The 18,758-nt window shown below is 32.5% G+C and carries 16 protein-coding genes; 6 read left to right on the top strand and 10 right to left on the bottom strand.

All coding sequences use genetic code 11. From position 1 onward, the window contains the following. Nucleotides 1-78: 78 nt before the first annotated feature. Complete coding sequence (locus Q4Q39_RS13600; protein WP_303283059.1) at nucleotides 79-609, bottom strand: DinB family protein; 531 nt, start codon at nucleotides 607-609, stop codon at nucleotides 79-81. Nucleotides 610-613: 4 nt separating this feature from the next. Then, nucleotides 614-1,276 carry a pyridoxamine 5'-phosphate oxidase family protein gene (locus Q4Q39_RS13605; RefSeq protein ID WP_303283060.1) on the bottom strand — a complete coding sequence of 221 codons (663 nt, stop codon included), beginning with the start codon at nucleotides 1,274-1,276 and terminating at the stop codon, nucleotides 614-616. Nucleotides 1,277-1,375: 99 nt separating this feature from the next. Between Q4Q39_RS13605 and pdxR the strand changes: the two genes are divergently transcribed. Next, a complete protein-coding gene (gene pdxR / locus Q4Q39_RS13610; RefSeq protein WP_303283061.1) occupies nucleotides 1,376-2,875 on the top strand; it encodes a MocR-like pyridoxine biosynthesis transcription factor PdxR in 1,500 nt (499 codons plus the stop codon). Between the two features lie 193 nt (nucleotides 2,876-3,068). Here the strand turns inward: pdxR and Q4Q39_RS13615 are convergent, their stop codons facing one another. Next, a complete protein-coding gene (locus Q4Q39_RS13615; protein WP_303283062.1) occupies nucleotides 3,069-4,994 on the bottom strand; it encodes a glycoside hydrolase family 97 protein in 1,926 nt (641 codons plus the stop codon). Between the two features lie 104 nt (nucleotides 4,995-5,098). Continuing rightward, nucleotides 5,099-6,013 (bottom strand): dihydrofolate reductase, encoded by a 915-nt coding sequence (locus tag Q4Q39_RS13620; RefSeq protein WP_303283063.1) that lies wholly within the window; start codon nucleotides 6,011-6,013, stop codon nucleotides 5,099-5,101. A gap of 280 nt (nucleotides 6,014-6,293) precedes the next feature. On the opposite strand from Q4Q39_RS13620, the gene Q4Q39_RS13625 reads away from it, so the two are divergent. Then, the gene (locus Q4Q39_RS13625; protein ID WP_303283064.1) at nucleotides 6,294-6,590 is read left to right on the top strand and encodes an isoamylase early set domain-containing protein; all 297 of its coding nucleotides are present in this window, start codon (nucleotides 6,294-6,296) and stop codon (nucleotides 6,588-6,590) included. 57 nt (nucleotides 6,591-6,647) lie between these two features. Here the strand turns inward: Q4Q39_RS13625 and Q4Q39_RS13630 are convergent, their stop codons facing one another. From Q4Q39_RS13630 to Q4Q39_RS13650, 5 genes are all read right to left on the bottom strand, one after another. Next, nucleotides 6,648-7,472, bottom strand: coding sequence for a thymidylate synthase (locus Q4Q39_RS13630; protein WP_303283065.1), 825 nt, complete (start codon nucleotides 7,470-7,472; stop codon nucleotides 6,648-6,650). Nucleotides 7,473-7,675: 203 nt separating this feature from the next. Continuing rightward, entirely contained in the window at nucleotides 7,676-9,217 is a 1,542-nt protein-coding gene (locus tag Q4Q39_RS13635) for a NupC/NupG family nucleoside CNT transporter (RefSeq protein ID WP_303283066.1), read from the bottom strand. 17 nt (nucleotides 9,218-9,234) lie between these two features. Continuing rightward, the gene (locus Q4Q39_RS13640) at nucleotides 9,235-9,849 is read right to left on the bottom strand and encodes a bifunctional nuclease family protein (RefSeq protein WP_303283067.1); all 615 of its coding nucleotides are present in this window, start codon (nucleotides 9,847-9,849) and stop codon (nucleotides 9,235-9,237) included. A 121-nt stretch (nucleotides 9,850-9,970) separates the two neighbouring features. Then, nucleotides 9,971-10,930 (bottom strand): electron transfer flavoprotein subunit alpha/FixB family protein, encoded by a 960-nt coding sequence (locus tag Q4Q39_RS13645; protein ID WP_303283068.1) that lies wholly within the window; start codon nucleotides 10,928-10,930, stop codon nucleotides 9,971-9,973. A gap of 104 nt (nucleotides 10,931-11,034) precedes the next feature. Further along, nucleotides 11,035-11,781, bottom strand: coding sequence for an electron transfer flavoprotein subunit beta/FixA family protein (locus Q4Q39_RS13650; protein WP_303283069.1), 747 nt, complete (start codon nucleotides 11,779-11,781; stop codon nucleotides 11,035-11,037). Nucleotides 11,782-12,436: 655 nt separating this feature from the next. Between Q4Q39_RS13650 and Q4Q39_RS13655 the strand changes: the two genes are divergently transcribed. Further along, complete coding sequence (locus tag Q4Q39_RS13655; RefSeq protein WP_135877236.1) at nucleotides 12,437-13,414, top strand: pyruvate dehydrogenase complex E1 component subunit beta; 978 nt, start codon at nucleotides 12,437-12,439, stop codon at nucleotides 13,412-13,414. 149 nt (nucleotides 13,415-13,563) lie between these two features. Beyond that, nucleotides 13,564-16,068, top strand: coding sequence for a DUF5686 and carboxypeptidase-like regulatory domain-containing protein (locus Q4Q39_RS13660; protein WP_303283070.1), 2,505 nt, complete (start codon nucleotides 13,564-13,566; stop codon nucleotides 16,066-16,068). An 86-nt stretch (nucleotides 16,069-16,154) separates the two neighbouring features. Here the strand turns inward: Q4Q39_RS13660 and Q4Q39_RS13665 are convergent, their stop codons facing one another. Beyond that, entirely contained in the window at nucleotides 16,155-16,955 is an 801-nt protein-coding gene (locus tag Q4Q39_RS13665) for a class I SAM-dependent methyltransferase (protein WP_303283071.1), read from the bottom strand. A gap of 431 nt (nucleotides 16,956-17,386) precedes the next feature. Here Q4Q39_RS13665 and Q4Q39_RS13670 point away from each other — a divergent pair, with 431 nt between their 5' ends. Together Q4Q39_RS13670 and Q4Q39_RS13675 are read left to right on the top strand one after the other, a co-directional pair. Next, nucleotides 17,387-17,863: an Hsp20/alpha crystallin family protein gene (locus Q4Q39_RS13670; RefSeq protein WP_303283072.1), complete on the top strand. Its 477-nt coding sequence runs from the start codon at nucleotides 17,387-17,389 to the stop codon at nucleotides 17,861-17,863. A 122-nt stretch (nucleotides 17,864-17,985) separates the two neighbouring features. Beyond that, complete coding sequence (locus Q4Q39_RS13675) at nucleotides 17,986-18,474, top strand: hypothetical protein (protein WP_303283073.1); 489 nt, start codon at nucleotides 17,986-17,988, stop codon at nucleotides 18,472-18,474. Nucleotides 18,475-18,758: the final 284 nt, after the last annotated feature.

Here is an 18,758-nt window from a genome sequence, read left to right on the forward strand (position 1 = left end):
AGAAGCTTTTTGGGGCGAAAATTTACTTGTTTTCGATACGATTTTTTGCAAAAATCACTCAAACTGACATAAATTTTCTTATCCAAGATTCACGTTATTAGTAAAATAGCGTTCATTTAAAACTTTAAAATGATGTTTAGCATGCCCAATAATGGTAAAGCCAAGCGCTAGTGTACTTATTTTTGTCTCAAAACTAATACCAGCCCGATGAAGTACATCTTCATTAAAACTTTCGAATAAAGGAAGCGTTGATTGTCTTACTAATCTAAATTCTTTTAGTAAGTCTTCAACACTTCTATTATTTGCATTTGAATTTTCAACATACATATTTTCATCAAAACCCAAAAGTGCTTTCGGTTCTAATCTGGAAATACACAACGCTCTGTAAGTAAGGATTCTTTCAGTATCGATAACATGTTGAAGTAATTCTTTTGGTGTCCATTTATTTGGTTTATATCGATATTCTTGATGTTGAATCAGTTTTTCAGAAATACTTTTAAAAATAGTTTCATTAGTCTTTAATCCATCAATTAAATAAGTATTATCATCAATTAAAGCAATGTATCTATCAAAGAAGTTTGGAATGAATTTTAAATCAGATTTTTGCATTGTTTTAGGTTTTATTCTTTTTGTAATAGGATACGACATGCTTGGGAGTTCTTATCTGCCTAGGTAATAAGGCGTCTTTAACAGGAAGCTCTGCTACTTGTTTTATAGGTATAATACCTGCCCAGATGGGAAGGTCTAAATCACTCTTTTCATCTATAACACCTACATCTCTAATCTTAGCTGATGCCGTTTGTATTTCCATTTCAAGAACTAGTGTTCCATTAAACTCTTTAAGATTCATAGGTCGTAATGTGTCCCACCGACCAGGAATCATATGTTCTACAACACATTTTAAAGCAGTTTCTTTTTCGGCTCGGTTTTCAACTTTAGTAATGCTAGTAAATAGTGTTGCAGACCTGTAATTCACAGAATGATGAAATCCAGAACGCGCTAATATGAGTGCATCTAAATGCATAATAGTCATACTCGCTTCTTTAGCCTCTAAAAGTGCTAATAACATTCTGTTTTTAAGAGAGCCATGCAAATAGATTTTATTGTCTATTCTTCCGTAAGCCATAGGTAGACAAATTGCCTTTCCATTGTAATTGTAACTTACATAGCCTACGAATCCTGCGTCTAGGATATTATTGATTTGCTCTACGTCATAAACGGCTCTTTTGGCACCTCGCTTCACTTGATTTAGTTCTGATGTTGCATACGTTGACATAACTGTTCGATTTTGATTGATGTTTGTTATTTAAAACAAATTTAGTAAGTTTATGGATTGTCATATTCATCCAGAAATCATTTTTTAAATAGTCCAGATATGATTCCTTATAAAACCATTATTAAAATAGATAGAGCAAGCAAGCAGCCTGTTTATATTCAACTTACAAACCAGTTTATTGATTTGATTAAGAAACGAACCCTTCCGCCGCGAACAAAATTACCAGGAAGTAGAACGTTGGCAGATTTAATTGGATTACATAGAAAAACGGTGATAGCTTGTTACGAAGAGCTTACGTTACAAGGATGGATAGAGAGTATTCCAAAAAAAGGAACCTTTGTTCATAAGGATATTCCAGTATTACAGCAGCAAGAATGGATTGAAAAAACCGTTAGTAAGAAAGATGATAAGGCAGGTTTTTCCTTTAATAAAAAGTCGCTTTTAACTCGAAAATTTCCACAAGATCATTTAGATGATTATATGTATGTGAATGATGGTGTTTCGGATGAAAGACTGGCGCCAGTTAAAGAATTATCGATTATTTATAGAAAAATTGCGAATAAAAAACACACGCTTAAATATATGAATTATGGAACGACTTACGGTAATTTAGAATTAAGAGAAACCTTAGCATGTTATTTGAGTGAAACCAGAGGCTTAAATATTACTAAAGATAATATTCTTATAACCAGAGGCAGTCAGATGGGGATGTTCTTAGCATCTCAATTACTGGTTGAAAATCAGGATTATATCATAGTAGGGGAGACCAACTATAGTTCTGCGGATACGACGTTTGAATATGCACATGCTAAATTACTCAGAGTTAAAGTGGATGAGCACGGATTGGACACGCACGACATAGAAAAGCTATGTAAAAATTATGCAGTTAAAGCGGTTTATACCACACCACATCACCATCACCCAACAACTGTGACACTTTGTGCAAAACGTAGAATGCATCTTTTAAACTTGGCTAAAACCTATCATTTTGCTATTCTCGAAGATGATTATGATTACGACTTTCATTATAATCATGCACCTATTTTGCCTTTGTCGAGTCATGATACCTGTGGGAACGTTATTTATATAGGCTCTATTTGTAAAACAGTAGCGCCTGTTTTTAGAGTGGGTTACTTAGTTGCACCCAAAGCTTTTGTAGACGAATGTGCCAAGTTAAGACGTTTTGTAGATAGACAGGGCGATGCTATTTTAGAATTAACATTTTCTAGTTTTATTAAAGATGGAAGTTTGGATAGGCATATTAAAAAGGTTGTTAAAATATATAAGGACCGTCGTGATTTATTTTGTAACCTTCTTAAGGAAGAATTAAGTGATTATTTGTCTTTTGAAATTCCAAAAGGTGGTATGGCACTATGGGTAACCTTAAATAAAAAGTATTCATGGGATACTGTTACAGAAATTGCCAAAGAGCATAAATTAATCATTTCTGAGTGGCAACGTTATGATGTAACAAATTGTAAACACAATGCTATAAGAATGGGGTTTTCATGTTATAATGAAACGGAGGCTAAGGAGTTTGTTAGGCGGTTTAAAAAAACGATGCAGGATATTGATTTACAAGAATCTTTTAGTTACTAGTATATCTGTATTGCCTGTGTTTTGAAAGTTTAACGTGAAGTTTTTTAATGTTGGGTAACGGTACATTGTATGAGTAGTGGCAGATTGCATGGCATTTACCTGCCAAACCGCTATACAGCTTTAGCGGGCTACAAGTCGAAAATATTACACTTTCCCTGCTATTACTTATATAAAATGGTGGAGTTTCGTTATTTTATTGGGGATCACTGATATTTTTGAGATATATAACATTTCCACCTCCTGCACCCATTTTTACCGAAAGTTTTGTAGTAAAGTTAACCTGCTGCTTTCGAATAGTATAAGATTCTTTGTTGTGAAGAAAATGGGAGTCTTCAGAATCTTCGTATAAAGTTGCCTCGTATTTTTTATCTTTCGGTAAAAAGCTTAAATCCAATATAATTGTGCGTGAATCTCTATTGGTTAGTGAACCGATAAACCAATCCGTACCTGATTTTCGTGCAACGCTCACAAACTCATCTAATCTGGCATCAAGTACTTTGAAGCTATCAAATTGTGCAGGTATGTTTCGTATGCAATCAAAAAGGTCATCCTTATTTAAATATTCTTCAGGGCTATCTGGTAAAACTGCACAGCCCGTATAAATAGTAATAAGCTTAGCTACCTCGGCTACTACAGTGCCAGGGATTTCTTTAAATACCCTCGGTCTTCCTTCTTTATGGGCGTTGTTCAAATCGAACCATCCATTGCATAAATCCAGTGGCCCTGCTATCATATTTATTAAGGGTTGATTTACGGCAGTCTCGGGGAAATAAGATTTTTTAGCATCAGCTTGGGAATGCCCAAACTCTTTTGTAATAAGGTTTGGATATGTTCTACGATCACCACTAGGTGCAATTGGGTTATCATGAAAATTTACGGTTAGCTTATACTTTGCACACAACTCAACAACGTTTCGGGTCTGTCTAACTTTCTCCTCTACCGTGCCTCTCATAAAACCATATTTCACACCCTTTGCACCCCATTCTGAAAATTGCTTTAAAACTCTTTCCAATCCAAATTTTTTAGCACCAATGTCATTCAGGTAAAGAATAACTCCTATGTTTTTCGATTTGGCATATTGCATGCAATCTACAATATCTATCCCTTCCCTAGAAGTTGTTGGATTTGAAGTTTTACTAAATTCAGAACCATACCAGTCAGCATCAATCAATAAATATTGGATGTTATTTTCTGAAGCAAAATCAATCAATCTCTTATGTGATTTGGTATTGAGCCCATATTCAAAACCATCTTGGGCTTTATAACCCCAAACACGCCAATCCCACATTGTTTTCCCAGGTTTAATCCATGAGGGATCTTCAATTTTGCATGGCTCGTTCAAATTTACCAGTAAATTAGATTCAACTAAATCACCTATTTTATCTCCAATCATAAAAACTCTCCATGAAGTTCTGAAAGATTCTTTACGACTTGAATATGTGGTATTAAATCCAAGTAATTGATTGTTTAGAGAAGCATTAATAGAAAAAGGTGCAAATTCAACTATCTCAGCTTCATGAATGGCCATGAATTTCTCATTGGCCAACTGTAGGACAACAGGAATACGAACCTTGTTAATATTTTTTCCTGATCTCATAATAGGCCCCATGTTATGATTCTCGCCATTATAAGCCCAATAGGTGAAATCACCGTTAATATTTAGTTGTGTTAGTTCTTGCTCAATTTTTAGACTATCTCCTATGGCATCTGGAGGAAAATTATATCGATAGGCAAAACCCTTGTCATATATCCTGAAAATAATTTCATGGAATTTATTTTCTTCCTTTGCTTTAGCAACGCGAAGCTTATATTCATTATAATGATTGCGAACGGTAGATTGCTTGCCATTTACTGTTGTCCATATTTCATCAAATTCGGTTTTAGTTAAGTCTAAGTACGATACATTTTCAGAATAGTTTGTTTCATCTACCAGTAAACCAAAAGTAGATTGTTTCAGAATTGTATCCATTGCAAAGATTACTGAAAAAGCACTAGTATTATCCTTATTACTAATAGTTACCTGTAATTCTCCATTGGGTGATGATAAGATAAAATCATCTTGTTTTGAGCAGGATAATAGACTCACAAATGATAATAGTATTAATGTCTTATTTTTCATATTCACTCCTTCTTTTTAATGAACGCCATCAACTTAATATGAAACCGTTTTAAGGTTGTATATTTTATGTTAAACGGAGTTAATTTTTACAAATCAGTCTTGATCTACTTCCTCTCATAAGTTAAAAACGAAAACTCATGCTCATGGTTTTCATCTTTAGTATGAAATACATTGGCAGTTTCTTTCCAAACAGATGCATCTATTTTTGGAAAGAAAGCATCGGCTTCAAAATCTTCATGTACCCGTGTTAGTTCAATTTTATCGGCTAGCAATAGGGCTTGTTTGTATATTTCACCACCACCAATTATGTATGGTTGCGGATCATTTTTAGCAGCACTAATAGCATCCTCTAAGCTATTCACTACAATAACACCTTCGGGAACCTGATAATCAGTTTGCCTAGTAATCACAACATGTGTTCTGTTAGGTAAGGGCTTTGGGAAGCTTTCAAATGTTTTTCTCCCCATAATGATATGGTGGCCATTCGTAAGACTTTTAAAGCGTTTTAAATCGTCACTTAAATGCCAGATGAGTTTGTTGTCTTTACCAATAGCATCATTTTGTGCAGCAGCAACTATGATAGTAAGCTCAGACGTTTTATCTTTTTTATTTAGAGATTCATTATAATGTTCACTTTCTGCAATAATAGGTGCTTCCTTTTTAAGCTCATTTTTCAACTGCTCTATTCTTAGCTTCTGTTGAAGCATGAGTTTGTCCAATTGTTTTTGCTCCCAAGCTTTCCCCATGAATTTATGTGTAATAAATACATTAAACACATGATAAAGGAAAAAGAAAAGCCAAACAAAAATGGCAGATAAAAACCATTCTTTATCAAAAGGTCTAAAATCTTTACCTATATCCAGAACGGTATTGGCAATAATTATAAATATAGAACCAATTAAAAAAAGAACGAAATGAACGTATAAACGTTTCTTTTGTTTAATACGTTTTTGTGCATTTTGAATCAGTTCTAATTGCTCTTTGTCTATTTGAGGCTGTTCTTTCTTTTTTCCAAACATAAGTATTTGATAAGAGATGTAAAGTTATAATATTTTGTTGAATTTTTTGTGTTTTAAAATAAAATCGTTTTTGTTTCAAAACCACTGATAATCAAGTGTAAAACAAAAAATTGAGTTTAACAATCTCATAAATATGATGTAGGTATTTTATGTAGTTTAAATAAATGTAAAGCAATACTTAACAAATTGATAATTCTTTTTGGTTTTCCAGATTATATACAAAAAGAAGCAAAATAGTTTTATAAATTTACTGTATAAACAACACACAAAATATAAAATTATGGCAATTACAAAACAATACTTAAAGAGCAAACCAGTTTGCAAGGTTACTTTTTCTGTACCAGCTAAGGAAGCAAATGAAGTAACCGTAGTTGGGACTTTTAATGAATGGAATACAAAAACAACAACGCTTAAGAAGCTTAAAAATGGTACGTTTAAGGGAACTGTAGATTTAGAAAAAGATAACTCTTATGAGTTTAGATATATTGTTGATGGGACTTACATTAATGATGATCAGGCAGATGCTTTTGCCTGGAGCGATTATGCATCGGCAGAAAACGGTGTATTAAACGTTTAGTTAAATCCAACCTTAGTTATTAAAAAGGTGTTTTCTATAGAAAGAAAACACCTTTTTTTATATCGCTACTGCACCTTTTATGTGGGGGTGTGGATCATAATCTACTAAAGTAAAATCATCGAAAGTAAAATCGAAAATATCTTTTACCTCTGGATTTAATATCATTTTTGGTAATGGTCTTATGTCTCTGGATAATTGTAATTCCAACTGTTCGTAATGGTTGCTGTAAATATGAGCATCTCCAAATGTGTGAATAAATTCGCCAGCTTCATAACCGCAAACTTGTGCCATCATCATTGTAAATAAAGCATAAGATGCAATATTAAAAGGGACCCCTAAAAAGATATCTGCACTTCGTTGATATAGTTGACACGAAAGTTTTCCATTAGCTACATAAAATTGAAAAAAAGCATGACAAGGTGGTAATGCTGCTTTACCATTAGCGACGTTTTCATCAAATGATTTTGAAGTGTCTGGTAATACTGATGGATTCCAGGCAGAGACTAACATTCTTCGACTGTTAGGATTATTTTTTAAAGCATGGATGACTTCTTTGATTTGATCTATCTCATCGCTATTCCAGTTACGCCATTGATGGCCATAAACGGGGCCTAAATCACCATTTTCGTCTGCCCATTCATTCCAAATACGAACACCGTTTTCTGTGAGGTATTTAATATTAGTATCTCCTTTTAAAAACCAAAGCAATTCGTAAATAATTGACTTTAAGTGTAGTTTTTTAGTGGTAACCATTGGAAAGCCTTCACTTAAATTAAATCGCATTTGATGTCCGAAAACACTTTTAGTACCAGTGCCAGTACGGTCTCCTTTTTCATTTCCGTTTTCTAAAACGTGCTTTACTAAGTCGTGATATTGCTGCATAGTAACTTCCTGCGAAGGCAGGAATCTTTTTAAATTAAAAATGTTATGAAATCTTTATTTAGGATACTTCGACTGCGCTCAGTATGACAAAATAATTGGTGATAAAAATAAAAAAAAGCATCAAGTTTTAATGCTTGATGTTTTAATATATATTATAAAGTTATTAACTATAAAGACGAGATTCCAATCTCCACAGGAATTTGTTAACCAATAATCATTCCTGCAATAGTAGCAGAAATTAATGAAGCGATAGTGCCTCCAATAAGTGCTTTCATACCAAATTGTGATAATAGTTTTCGTTGTCCTGGAGCCAAAGAACCAATACCGCCAATTTGAATACCTATAGAAGCAAAATTAGCAAACCCACACAGCATATAGGTTGCCATGATTATAGATTTTTCATAATTAAGATGAATCGCATTAGAGGTGTTTTTTAAATCTGCCAATTGAATGTAACCTATAAATTCACTCGCGGCTAATTTAATGCCTAGTAATTGCCCCATTAAAGCCATATCTTCTTTTGCAACACCAATAAGCCACATGAGTGGAGCAAATACATAGCCTAAAATTAATTCAAGAGATAAGCTTTTATACGGTGTATTGTTAATAACCCATGTATTTAAAGACGAGATATCACCAACCCAACCCAGCATACCATTAAACATAGCGATAAAAGCAACAAATACTAAAAGCATGGCACCTACATTGACTGCAAGCTTTAAACCTTCGGTCGTTCCATTGGCAATAGCATCTAAAAAGTTAGCGCCAATTTTTTCTTGAGAAACTTTAACGTCTGTGTTTACATCTTCCGTTTGAGGATATAATATTTTTGAAATAACAATAGCACCTGGAGCTGCCATAACAGATGCGGCTAAAAGGTGTTTGGCATAAAATAATCTAAGTTCTGGGTCATTACCTCCTAAAAAGCCAATATAGGCAGCAAGTACAGCACCCGCTACGGTTGCCATACCACCAATCATGACTAAAAGTATTTCGGACTTATTCATTTTTTCTAAATAAGCCTTTATTAAAAGAGGTGCTTCTGTTTGGCCTAAAAAGATATTACCCGCAACACTTAAGCTTTCTGCTCCAGAAATTTTTAAGGCTTTTGAAAGTAACCAGGCCATGGCCTTTACCACTTTTTGAATAATACCCAAATAAAATAGAACAGAGGTTAAAGCTGAAAAGAATATGATAGTTGGTAATACCTGAAAGGCAAATATAAACCCGAATGTATCCATGTCTACAACTAAACCTTCAAATAAAAATTTACTGCCAGCTCTTGTAAACTCTAAGACTTCAACAAAAAGGCCTCCAATAAATTCAAAAATACCTTTGATGAATTCAACTTTTAAAACTCCAACAGCAATTAATAACTGGAAAGCTAAACCAATACCAACAATTTTCCAATTAATAGCTTTTCTGTTGCTGCTAAAAAGAAATGCTATTAATATTAAAGAAATCATGCCTAAAGTCCCACGCCATAAACTCTTCATAGAAAACCCTTGACTTGGAATAATAGCGTTAGCAGAAGTGTCTGTAGTGCCTATTGTTGATACATCTTCAGCTTTAGAATCCGTATTTATGTTTAAAGTATCTATGGAATTAGTTACAGGTACAGTTTGTTGAACAGTTGTTTTATTTTGAACGGAATCCAACAGTTTTGTTTCATTTGCCTCTTGAGCTATGACTGAAAATGTCAATAGGAAAAAAATAGAGACAATGACCAAAGAGAACTGTTTCATATAATAAAAAGTAAATGTTATTCTCGTTTTGAGATCTCATCACGAATATGCGCAGCTCTTTCATAATCTTCATTAGAAACAGATTCATCTAATAAGCTATGTAATTCTTCAAGTGTTTTGCCTTTAAGGTTTTCACGAGGTGCATCTGGCTCTAACTCGGTAGAAATTAAATCGTCTACCAAAATACTGTCTTGGTTTTCTTCTTCATCCTTCGGATTCACTTTTAAGTATATTCCAGCTTTATCAAGAATATTTTTATAAGTAAAAATTGGCGCGTCAAAACGAAGTGCTAGAGCGATAGCATCGCTGGTTCTGGCATCTATAATTTCTTCAATTTTATCGCGTTCGCAAATTAAGCTAGAGTAGAAAACACCATCAACCAGTTTATGGATAATAACTTGTTTTACAACTATATCAAAACGATCGGCAAAATTTTTAAACAAATCGTGCGTTAATGGTCTTGGAGGCCTAATTTCTTTTTCCAAAGCAATGGCAATCGACTGTGCTTCAAAAGCACCAATGACAATTGGAAGTTTGCGGTCGCCGTCTAATTCGTTTAAAATTAGGGCATAAGCACCGTTTTGGGTTTGACTATAGGATATTCCTTTTATATTTAATCTTACTAAACTCATAATTTATAAAAAACGCAAAGAACTGTTTAAATTAGGACTTTACCAACTGACTAAGACAGATTTAAGTATTTAGTGCTAATTTAAGCAGTTCTATACGACTATACAATTTATAAAAAATTATTTATTGTTGCGCTTTAAAAGCTTTTAATTTCTCTATAAGCTTAGGGACAACTTCAAACGCATCTCCAACAATACCATAATCCGCAGCTTTAAAGAAAGGAGCTTCGGCATCTGTGTTAATGACCACTTTTACTTTTGATGCATTAATTCCAGCTAAATGTTGGATGGCTCCGGAAATTCCAATGGCAATATATAAATTTGATGCTACAGGTTTACCTGTTTGACCAACATGTTCGCTATGAGGTCTCCATCCTAAATCTGAAACAGGTTTAGAACATGCAGTTGCTGCTCCTAAAACGTCTGCTAATTCTTCTACCATACCCCAGTTCTCAGGACCTTTTAATCCACGACCAGCTGATACAACAATTTCTGCATCGGCAATGGTGACTTTGTCTGTTGCTTTATCAACAGATTCTACTGTAACTCCTGAATCTGAAATTGAAGGCGAGAAGTCTTCTGCGGAAGCGTTACTACTATTTTCTACCAATCCAAATGAATTATTAGAAACACCTATGATTTTCACATCAGTATTAATTTGAGACATTTCGAAAGCTTTATTCGTAAAAGCGGTACGTTTTACCGTAAAAGGAGATGTGCTGGTTGGTGCTTCAATAACATTAGAAGCATATCCTGCGTTTAAGCCTACTGCTAAAAGAGGTGCTAAATATTTACTATCGGCACTGGAGCTTACTACTATGACTTGGGCAGCTTCTTTTTCTGCCGCTTGTTTAATAGCTTCTGCATAGCCGCTAGCATTAAAAGACTCTAATTGTGTATTAGATACATTTAAAACTTTATCGACACCATAATTTCCTAATGAAGTGGCATCGCTTACATTGATTGCTAAGGCTGTAACTGTTGTTCCTAATTGATTGGCAACTGCTTTGGCATAAGATGCAACTTCTAAAGCTGTTTTTTTAAATGTGCCTTGCTCTGATTCTGTATATACTAAAACTGACATAAAAATTTTACTTTTTGTCACCCTGAACTTGTTTCAGGATCTCATTAATATTATTTTCTCTTGTTAAGATTCTGAAAATGAATTCAGAATTATTTAATCTGCGATTAAATAACTTTGGCTTCGTTGTGAAGTAAGTCTACTAACTCGTCTAAATTATCTGTTGATACTAGTTTCACGGCACCTTTTGGAGCAGGTTTCTCAAATTTAACAGATGTTGTTTCAGCACTAGCATCAATAGGTTCAACAACTGTTAAAGGTTTTTTACGAGCCATCATAATACCTCTCATATTTGGTATTCTAAGATCACTCTCTTCAACCAATCCTTTTTGACCGCCAATAACTAATGGAAAGGATGTAGAAACTGTTTCTTTTCCACCATCAATTTCTCTTACAGCTTTCGCAGAAGTACCATCAACTTCTAAACCAATACAATTGTTTACAAAGTTAGCACTGGTTAATCCTGCAATCATACCAGGAACCATACCTCCATTATAATCGATAGATTCACGACCAGCAATAACCAAATCGTAAGCCCCATCTTTAACAACGTTTGCTAATTGCTTTGCTACCGAAAAGCCATCAGACGCTACTGTATTTACTCTAATAGCAGCATCTGCACCAATAGCTAAAGCCTTACGAAGCGTAGGCTCTGTGTCAGCAGTACCGACATTTACAACAGTAACGTTGGCGCCTTGTTTTTCTTTAAACCACATAGCACGAGTTAAACCAAATTCATCATTTGGATTTATAACAAATTGAACACCGTTGGTGTCAAATTTTGTATCACCTTCACTAAAATTAATTTTAGAAGTCGTATCAGGAACATGACTAATGCACACTAATATTTTCATATTATAACAATTTAATCGTTTAGTTTTATTTAAGTTAATTAGTCAGTTTTTTTGTAATTAGTATTTGAAAAACAATCCTTTAAAAATTACAATTAGTGACTTAATTTTAAGGATACGAAGGTAATTATTTTATTCCGAATATTTACTATGCATGCATAGTAAATATTCGTTAAAATTATCAAAAAAGCATAAATATTGACATTTCTTTATGAATTTTAGGTCTTTTGCTTCGTTATTGGTAAGAAATATTTTTATAAAGTAAAGATCATTTACTTATTTCTTGTTATTTCTTGATGGATACTTTTTATCCAAGATTAAAATTTTACAAAAAAACTTATTTTCAATGTTTCCGGCATGTCAAAATAAGGCTGTTGATTTTTAATATTAGAAATTATAAAATAAAGTAGGTTTTTAATTGATATCTGTTTCTGGGTTTTTAATATAGATCTAAAATCATATAGAAATAACACGTCATAGTATTGTAGGGAAAGAAATAAAAAGAAAGGGAACTAATTTAAAGTAACGAATCCTCATTATTCATGTATAATTTCTATAAAATTAATAATTTTTTTTTGTGAATAATTTTACTGTTAGTTTTTATATCAAATTATAATCAATAATTCCTATTTTTGCAACTCGAATTAAAATTAAGTTAATGAAGACTATTCAATTTAGAGAGGCTATTTGTGAAGCCATGAGCGAAGAAATGCGCAGAGATGAAAGCATTTATTTAATGGGTGAAGAAGTAGCAGAATATAATGGTGCTTATAAAGCGTCGAAAGGTATGTTGGATGAATTTGGAGCTAAACGCGTTATTGATACGCCAATTGCAGAGCTTGGTTTTGCAGGGATTGCTATTGGTTCTACAATGACAGGTAATAGACCTATTGTTGAGTACATGACCTTTAACTTTTCTTTAGTTGGAATTGACCAAATTATAAACAACGCTGCAAAAATCAGACAAATGTCTGGTGGACAATTTAAATGTCCAATTGTATTTCGTGGCCCTACTGCTTCTGCAGGTCAATTAGGAGCGACACACTCGCAAGCATTTGAAAACTGGTTTGCAAACACACCGGGATTAAAAGTTGTGGTACCATCAAATCCATATGACGCCAAAGGATTGTTAAAAGCTGCGATTCGTGATGATGATCCAGTTATTTTTATGGAAAGCGAGCAAATGTATGGTGATAAAGGTGAAGTGCCAGAAGGTGAATATATATTGCCTTTAGGTGTTGCAGAGATTAAGCGAGAAGGAACAGATGTAACGATTGTATCTTTTGGGAAGATTATAAAAGAGGCTTATAAAGCAGCCGATGAATTGGCTAAAGAAAATATCTCTTGTGAAATTATAGATTTACGTACGGTTCGTCCAATGGATAGAAAAGCAATCGTAGAATCGGTTAAAAAAACTAACAGATTGGTAGTTTTGGAAGAAGCATGGCCTTTTGGGAATGTAGCTACCGAAATTACATATTTAGTACAAAGTGAAGCATTTGACTATTTAGATGCTCCAATTGTAAAAATTAATACCGCAGATACACCTGCACCATATTCACCAGTTTTACTAGCAGAATGGCTACCTAATAGTGATGATGTTATTAAAGCAGTAAAAAAAGTATTATACAAATAAATTAATATTTTTTACGTTATAGAAACTTCATTAGCACGATTGTTGATGAAGTTTTTTATATTATGAATAGATTCAAACTATATTTTTTCAATTTTATGCAACCAAAGGCAACTTATATTTGTCTTTATAGAAATAATTAAAATATTTTGATGAAGATAAAAATACTTTTTGCTCTTTACCTACTAAATGTGTTTTTTGCAATAGCTCAAACTAAAGTTAGTGGTTATGTGTTTGACGAGTTTAATGAACCAGTATCTTTTGCTAATGTTATTTTTAAAGGATCTACTATTGGAACCATAACCAATGAAAATGGGAAATTCTATTTAGAGTCTGATGAGACTTGGAGTGGACTCACCGTTTCTTTTATTGGATATGAAACATTACATGTGACCTTAGAGAAGAAAGTGAATTATAATTTAAAGTTTACGATTAAAGAACAACTTGGTGAACTGGATCAGGTTGTTATAACCACAGGAAAACAATCTAAAAAGAATAATCCAGCTATAGATTTACTTAGAAAAATCTGGGAGCACAAGCGTAGAAATGGTTTAAATCTATATAAACAATACGAATACGATAAATACGAAAAAGTAGAATTTGATATCAATACTATAGATAGTGCACTTATTAAGAGTAGGCTTTTTAGAGGTATGGAGTTTGTTTTTAACGAAGTAGATACGTCGCATGTTACTGGTAAAACATATTTGCCAATGTTTATAAACGAAGCCGTTTCTAGAGTTTATGGAGATAATATTATTAATAAAGAAAAAGAAGTTCTAAAAGGAAATAAAAATTCTGGATTTAGTGATAATCAAATAGTGATTGATTTTGTTAATGATTTGTATTCCGATTATAATATATACGATAATTATTTAAAGTTTTTTGATAAGAGTTTTGTAAGTCCTTTGTCTAAAACTGGAATTAGTACTTATAACTACGTATTGTCCGATAGTACGTTTATAGATAATAAATGGTGTTACAATATTATTTATTATCCAAGACGAAAAAACGAGCTCACTTTTAAAGGTGATTTTTGGGTGGCAGATAGTACATATGCTATTAAAGAAATTAATTTGCAAGCCTCAAAAAGCGCTAATATTAACTGGGTAAAAGAGATTTATATAGAACAGGAGTTTGAAGTATTAAATGATTCGTTGTTTCTTGTAAAACGTGATTATATGATGTCTGATTTTGCCTTTAACAAAAAGGAAAAATCGCGTGGTGTTTATGGTAAGCGTACCACCTTATATGATAATTATGCGTTTGATAAAGATTTGGATGATAAATTCTATGACCAAGAGGTTTATAACTATGATAAAGATGTTTATCATCGGGGAGATGATTTTTGGGCAGAAAATCGTTTAGAGGCTTTAAATAAAGACGAAAAAGGTGTTTATAAAATGCTTGACACGTTAAAAACAGTCAAGAAATTCAAACAACTATATAATTTAGGAAGTATTTTATCATCGGGTTATATAGAGTTTAATACCTTACCATTAGATTATGGGCCTATTTTTTCAACCTTTGGATTTAATGAAGTGGAAGGATTACGTTTGCGAGCGGGTGGACGTACTTATTTTGGAAGAAATGACCTTTGGAGATTAGAAGGATTCGTTGCTTACGGTTTTGAGGATGATAAATTTAAATATGGTATTTCCGGAAAGTGGTTGTTAGATAAAAAGAGTAGACTTATTATTTCTGGAGGTAATCGTCGTGATGTGGAACAAATAGGAGCGAGTTTAACGACTTCTACAGATGTGTTGGGAAGAAGTTTAGCATCTTCATCAGTTGTTGGAACAGGTGCCAATGATAAGCTAACGGCCATAAATTTAACCAGTTTAGCTATTGAAGCCGAACCGTGGCGTAATGTTATTTTTAGGTTGGGGGGTAACTACAGAACTTTAGAGTCTGCCTCTCCTACTTTTAGTTTGGATTATAATACAGCTACAGGTGTGGCATCAGAAATCAAGCAGTTTGAAACGACCTTATCGATGTCCTTCTTTCCAAAAAGAAAGATGACAGGTTTTGGTGTAGAACGTCGTGTGGCTAATGATGATTTTGCGCGGATATTTGCGCAAGTAACGCGAGGTGATAAGAGTGTACTTGATAGTGATTTCGATTATACAAAAGTACAGTTCTCTTATATACAGCCTTGGCAAGTTGGTGGTTTTGGTAGATTAACCACAACAGTAGAAGCGGGGAAGACCTTTGGAGAAGTGCCACTAGGATTGTTAAGCGTTATACCAGGAAATCAAACGTATTTTTCTATTTATAATACCTTTTCTCAATTGGACTTTTACGAATTTGTGTCTGATACATATGCATCGTTACATTTAGAACATAATTTTAACGGACGTGTATTTTCGAGAATCCCACTATTAAGGAAACTTAATCTCCGTGAAATTGTGAGTATACGCGGTGTGTGGGGAGAGGTTTCTGATGAAAATATTTTATTGAGCACAACTGGTAATCCCAATGAGATTCCTTTGGCTGCGCCATCAGATAAAATGTATTATGAATACAGTTTGGGTGTTGGTAATATTTTTAAAGTATTCAGAATAGATTTTAACTTCAGAGGTAATTATTTAGATGAGGTTGACTATCCTGATGCTAGAAAATTTGGTATTACTGGTACCTTTGGATTCCACTTTTAAAATCCTATTTATTTGTTGCAGCCTATTTGATTTCTATTTATAAAAATAGTTATGAATGCATAATAAGAAAAAATAGAAAGATGGGATTAATGTGATGCTTTATGATGGATAACGTCCACCTTATTTTTAAACGCCTCAAAGTCTATTAGGTTTAAGTATTCTTTTCTGTTATCATTCAATTCATTATATTCATAAAACTCACCTATTTTGTCAATGCTATTACCTATTGGATGGGTTTTTGATAGAATTCCAACTCCCCAATCCGAATCAATACAACATGATTTTACAAGGTCATTGCATCGCCATTTTAGAAATGATTTCCACGTAGTTCCATTCCAATTATGGCGCGCGGGTGTATACCTGTAATTATGTTCACTTCTGGCATGCCATTCTGTTGGTGGATTACAGTCATGAATTACGATATAACCATCTTCTTTGATATACTTCAATGCGTTTTCAATATCCTTATTAACTTGTTCTGCGAGATGAAGGCCGTCAACAAAAATAACATCAAACTTAATGTCCTTAGACAAGATTTTTCCATTTGTAAGCTGTTCAAAAAAAGCATCACTAGTTAAGGCAAAGTCAACGGGGTTTTCTTCAAATTCTATGCCTGGGTCTACAGAATATTTTTTATCGGCATTGATAAGATTAAAATTTTCATCTGGGTCGCGAACACCAATTTCAAGGTAAGTGGTTTTTGTGTCAAAAAGAGATAAAATATGGTTAATTATTTCAGTTCTTGAAGGTGTTTTCTTTTTTTCTAATTCCCCCTTTTTATGGTCATTAATGTAAAATTTATCATTTAGATGCGCCTTGCCTAAAAAATAATATTGAATAGGTTTGATTTTTAGTAATTTAAATTTAAGTGTATCTACAATTCTCATTTTTTAAATTTAATTTTTACGATGATATATTCGTAAATATTAAGCTGCAGTTTTACGGGAGCATTTTCCAAAGGGAAAATAAGATGTAGTAAAACGGTAACGGCCTTTTTTAAGCACGTAATTTAGCATTATTTTTTATTTTTTGTAAAGTACTATAACATTGTTTTATGTAGTGCTTTTTTAAGGCTTTGTTTCAACAGTTGTTAGTTTATTATATTAGATTCCAGGAGTTTAACTGAAAGTAAAAATATAAATATGGCATTTATTTAGGGATAAATATGACAATTATTCATAATTATGACAATATTTCATACAATATTAGCCTAAAATAGACTTTTTTCATTTTGGTATTTTATTTGATTTGTTTGAAAAAAAAGAAGTATTAAAAGATTTCAAATTTGAAAACATGTTTAATTTAAAATTTTGTAATTATGAGCAATTTAGTAAATGTTCCTAAAAGCGGAAGTTTAGCAAACACAAATTCAAATGTTAACTTCCCAAGTTTATCCAATTGGTTAGATGATATTTTTAATAGAGATCTACCTTCAGTATTTACATCAAATTTCAATACTGGAATTACCTTGCCAAAAGTTAACATAAAAGAAACTGCAGATTCTTTTATGGTAGAAATGGCGGTTCCGGGTCTAAAAAAATCAGATTTCCATCTGGATCTTGACAATCATGTATTATCAATTTTCACAGAGAAAAATGAAGAAAATGAACATAAAGAGGAGAATTATACTCGTAGAGAGTTTGGTTACTCTTCGTTCAGAAGAACTTTTACCTTACCAGAAAGCGTAAATGATGAAAAAATTAATGCTAACTATAAAGATGGCATTTTAAGCATTCTTTTACCAAAAAAAGAAGAGGCAAAACAAAAGCCTGCAAGAACAATTAAAATTTCATAATTGTATCACTAAATTTTATAGTTAAATGTTTAGAACGAGGCTGAAAGATCAGCCTCGTTCTAACAATAAGTTTTTAATTATTTAATATGATTAAAAAATGTTTAATCTTAAAATTTAAAACAATGAAAAAATGTATTTTATTATTGCTAACAGTTTTATTGAGTGTAAGTTGTAACGGACAAAAAAGCGAAACAAAAAAAGAAGAACCGAAAAATAGTAAAAATAATATAGTTGAAGAGCCTAAAGGGGCTTGGAAAGTTGATAAAGAATTTGATGAAAATGGGAATTTAATAAGGTATGATAGTATTTATTCTTGGTCATCTGACAGTAAGTTAAATAATCTTTCATCTATAGATAGAGATAGTTTAATGCAATCTTATAAATCAAGATTTTTCTCGAGTTTTTCAAAATTTGAAAATCAAGGGTTTGAAGATGTTTTTTCTCAAGATTCACTTTTTAGTAAACGTTTCTTTAATGACGATTTTTTTGGAAGTAGTTTTGGAAAAGACTTTATGGATATTGACAAAATAAGACAGCAAATGATTGCAAGACAGAAGAAATTTTTAGAAAAATACCAGTCAGAATTTATAAAACCTGAAGAAGAAAACTAATCAGATGGTGTCGTTTTTCGCATTACCTAAAACAATTTATAAAGATAATTGTGTTTATTTCTCTTTTCAAATGTAATAAGTTTAGAAACAAGTTTTCTATAAAAAGTAAGGTAGACTTTTTTTATGGTATGTATATTTATAAGATTAATGTCTTATAAATATGATTTAGTTTTAGTGAATTATATTTTGAAAATAGAAGTAAACACATTATTATTCTTGCAAAGTAAAATTCAAAAAATCTTAAGTTTCTAATATCAATAGTTTGTATTACTTTTACAGTGCTA

Source organism: Flavivirga amylovorans (assembly GCF_030540875.1).
Classification (GTDB): domain Bacteria; phylum Bacteroidota; class Bacteroidia; order Flavobacteriales; family Flavobacteriaceae; genus Flavivirga; species Flavivirga amylovorans.

What these genes read in the sequence shown, in the direction of transcription:
- Q4Q39_RS13620 (WP_303283063.1), bottom strand. Translation starts at nt 6,013, where the DNA reads ATGTTTGGAAAAAAGAAAGAACAGCCTCAAATAGACAAAGAGCAATTA.
- Q4Q39_RS13650 (WP_303283069.1), bottom strand. Translation starts at nt 11,781, where the DNA reads ATGAAAATATTAGTGTGCATTAGTCATGTTCCTGATACGACTTCTAAA.
- Q4Q39_RS13635 (WP_303283066.1), bottom strand. Translation starts at nt 9,217, where the DNA reads ATGAAACAGTTCTCTTTGGTCATTGTCTCTATTTTTTTCCTATTGACA.
- Q4Q39_RS13600 (WP_303283059.1), bottom strand. Translation starts at nt 609, where the DNA reads ATGCAAAAATCTGATTTAAAATTCATTCCAAACTTCTTTGATAGATAC.
- Q4Q39_RS13675 (WP_303283073.1), top strand. Translation starts at nt 17,986, where the DNA reads ATGAAAAAATGTATTTTATTATTGCTAACAGTTTTATTGAGTGTAAGT.
- Q4Q39_RS13640 (WP_303283067.1), bottom strand. Translation starts at nt 9,849, where the DNA reads ATGAGTTTAGTAAGATTAAATATAAAAGGAATATCCTATAGTCAAACC.
- Q4Q39_RS13630 (WP_303283065.1), bottom strand. Translation starts at nt 7,472, where the DNA reads ATGCAGCAATATCACGACTTAGTAAAGCACGTTTTAGAAAACGGAAAT.
- Q4Q39_RS13665 (WP_303283071.1), bottom strand. Translation starts at nt 16,955, where the DNA reads ATGAGAATTGTAGATACACTTAAATTTAAATTACTAAAAATCAAACCT.
- pdxR (WP_303283061.1), top strand. Translation starts at nt 1,376, where the DNA reads ATGATTCCTTATAAAACCATTATTAAAATAGATAGAGCAAGCAAGCAG.
- Q4Q39_RS13655 (WP_135877236.1), top strand. Translation starts at nt 12,437, where the DNA reads ATGAAGACTATTCAATTTAGAGAGGCTATTTGTGAAGCCATGAGCGAA.
- Q4Q39_RS13670 (WP_303283072.1), top strand. Translation starts at nt 17,387, where the DNA reads ATGAGCAATTTAGTAAATGTTCCTAAAAGCGGAAGTTTAGCAAACACA.
- Q4Q39_RS13660 (WP_303283070.1), top strand. Translation starts at nt 13,564, where the DNA reads ATGAAGATAAAAATACTTTTTGCTCTTTACCTACTAAATGTGTTTTTT.
- Q4Q39_RS13645 (WP_303283068.1), bottom strand. Translation starts at nt 10,930, where the DNA reads ATGTCAGTTTTAGTATATACAGAATCAGAGCAAGGCACATTTAAAAAA.
- Q4Q39_RS13625 (WP_303283064.1), top strand. Translation starts at nt 6,294, where the DNA reads ATGGCAATTACAAAACAATACTTAAAGAGCAAACCAGTTTGCAAGGTT.
- Q4Q39_RS13605 (WP_303283060.1), bottom strand. Translation starts at nt 1,276, where the DNA reads ATGTCAACGTATGCAACATCAGAACTAAATCAAGTGAAGCGAGGTGCC.
- Q4Q39_RS13615 (WP_303283062.1), bottom strand. Translation starts at nt 4,994, where the DNA reads ATGAAAAATAAGACATTAATACTATTATCATTTGTGAGTCTATTATCC.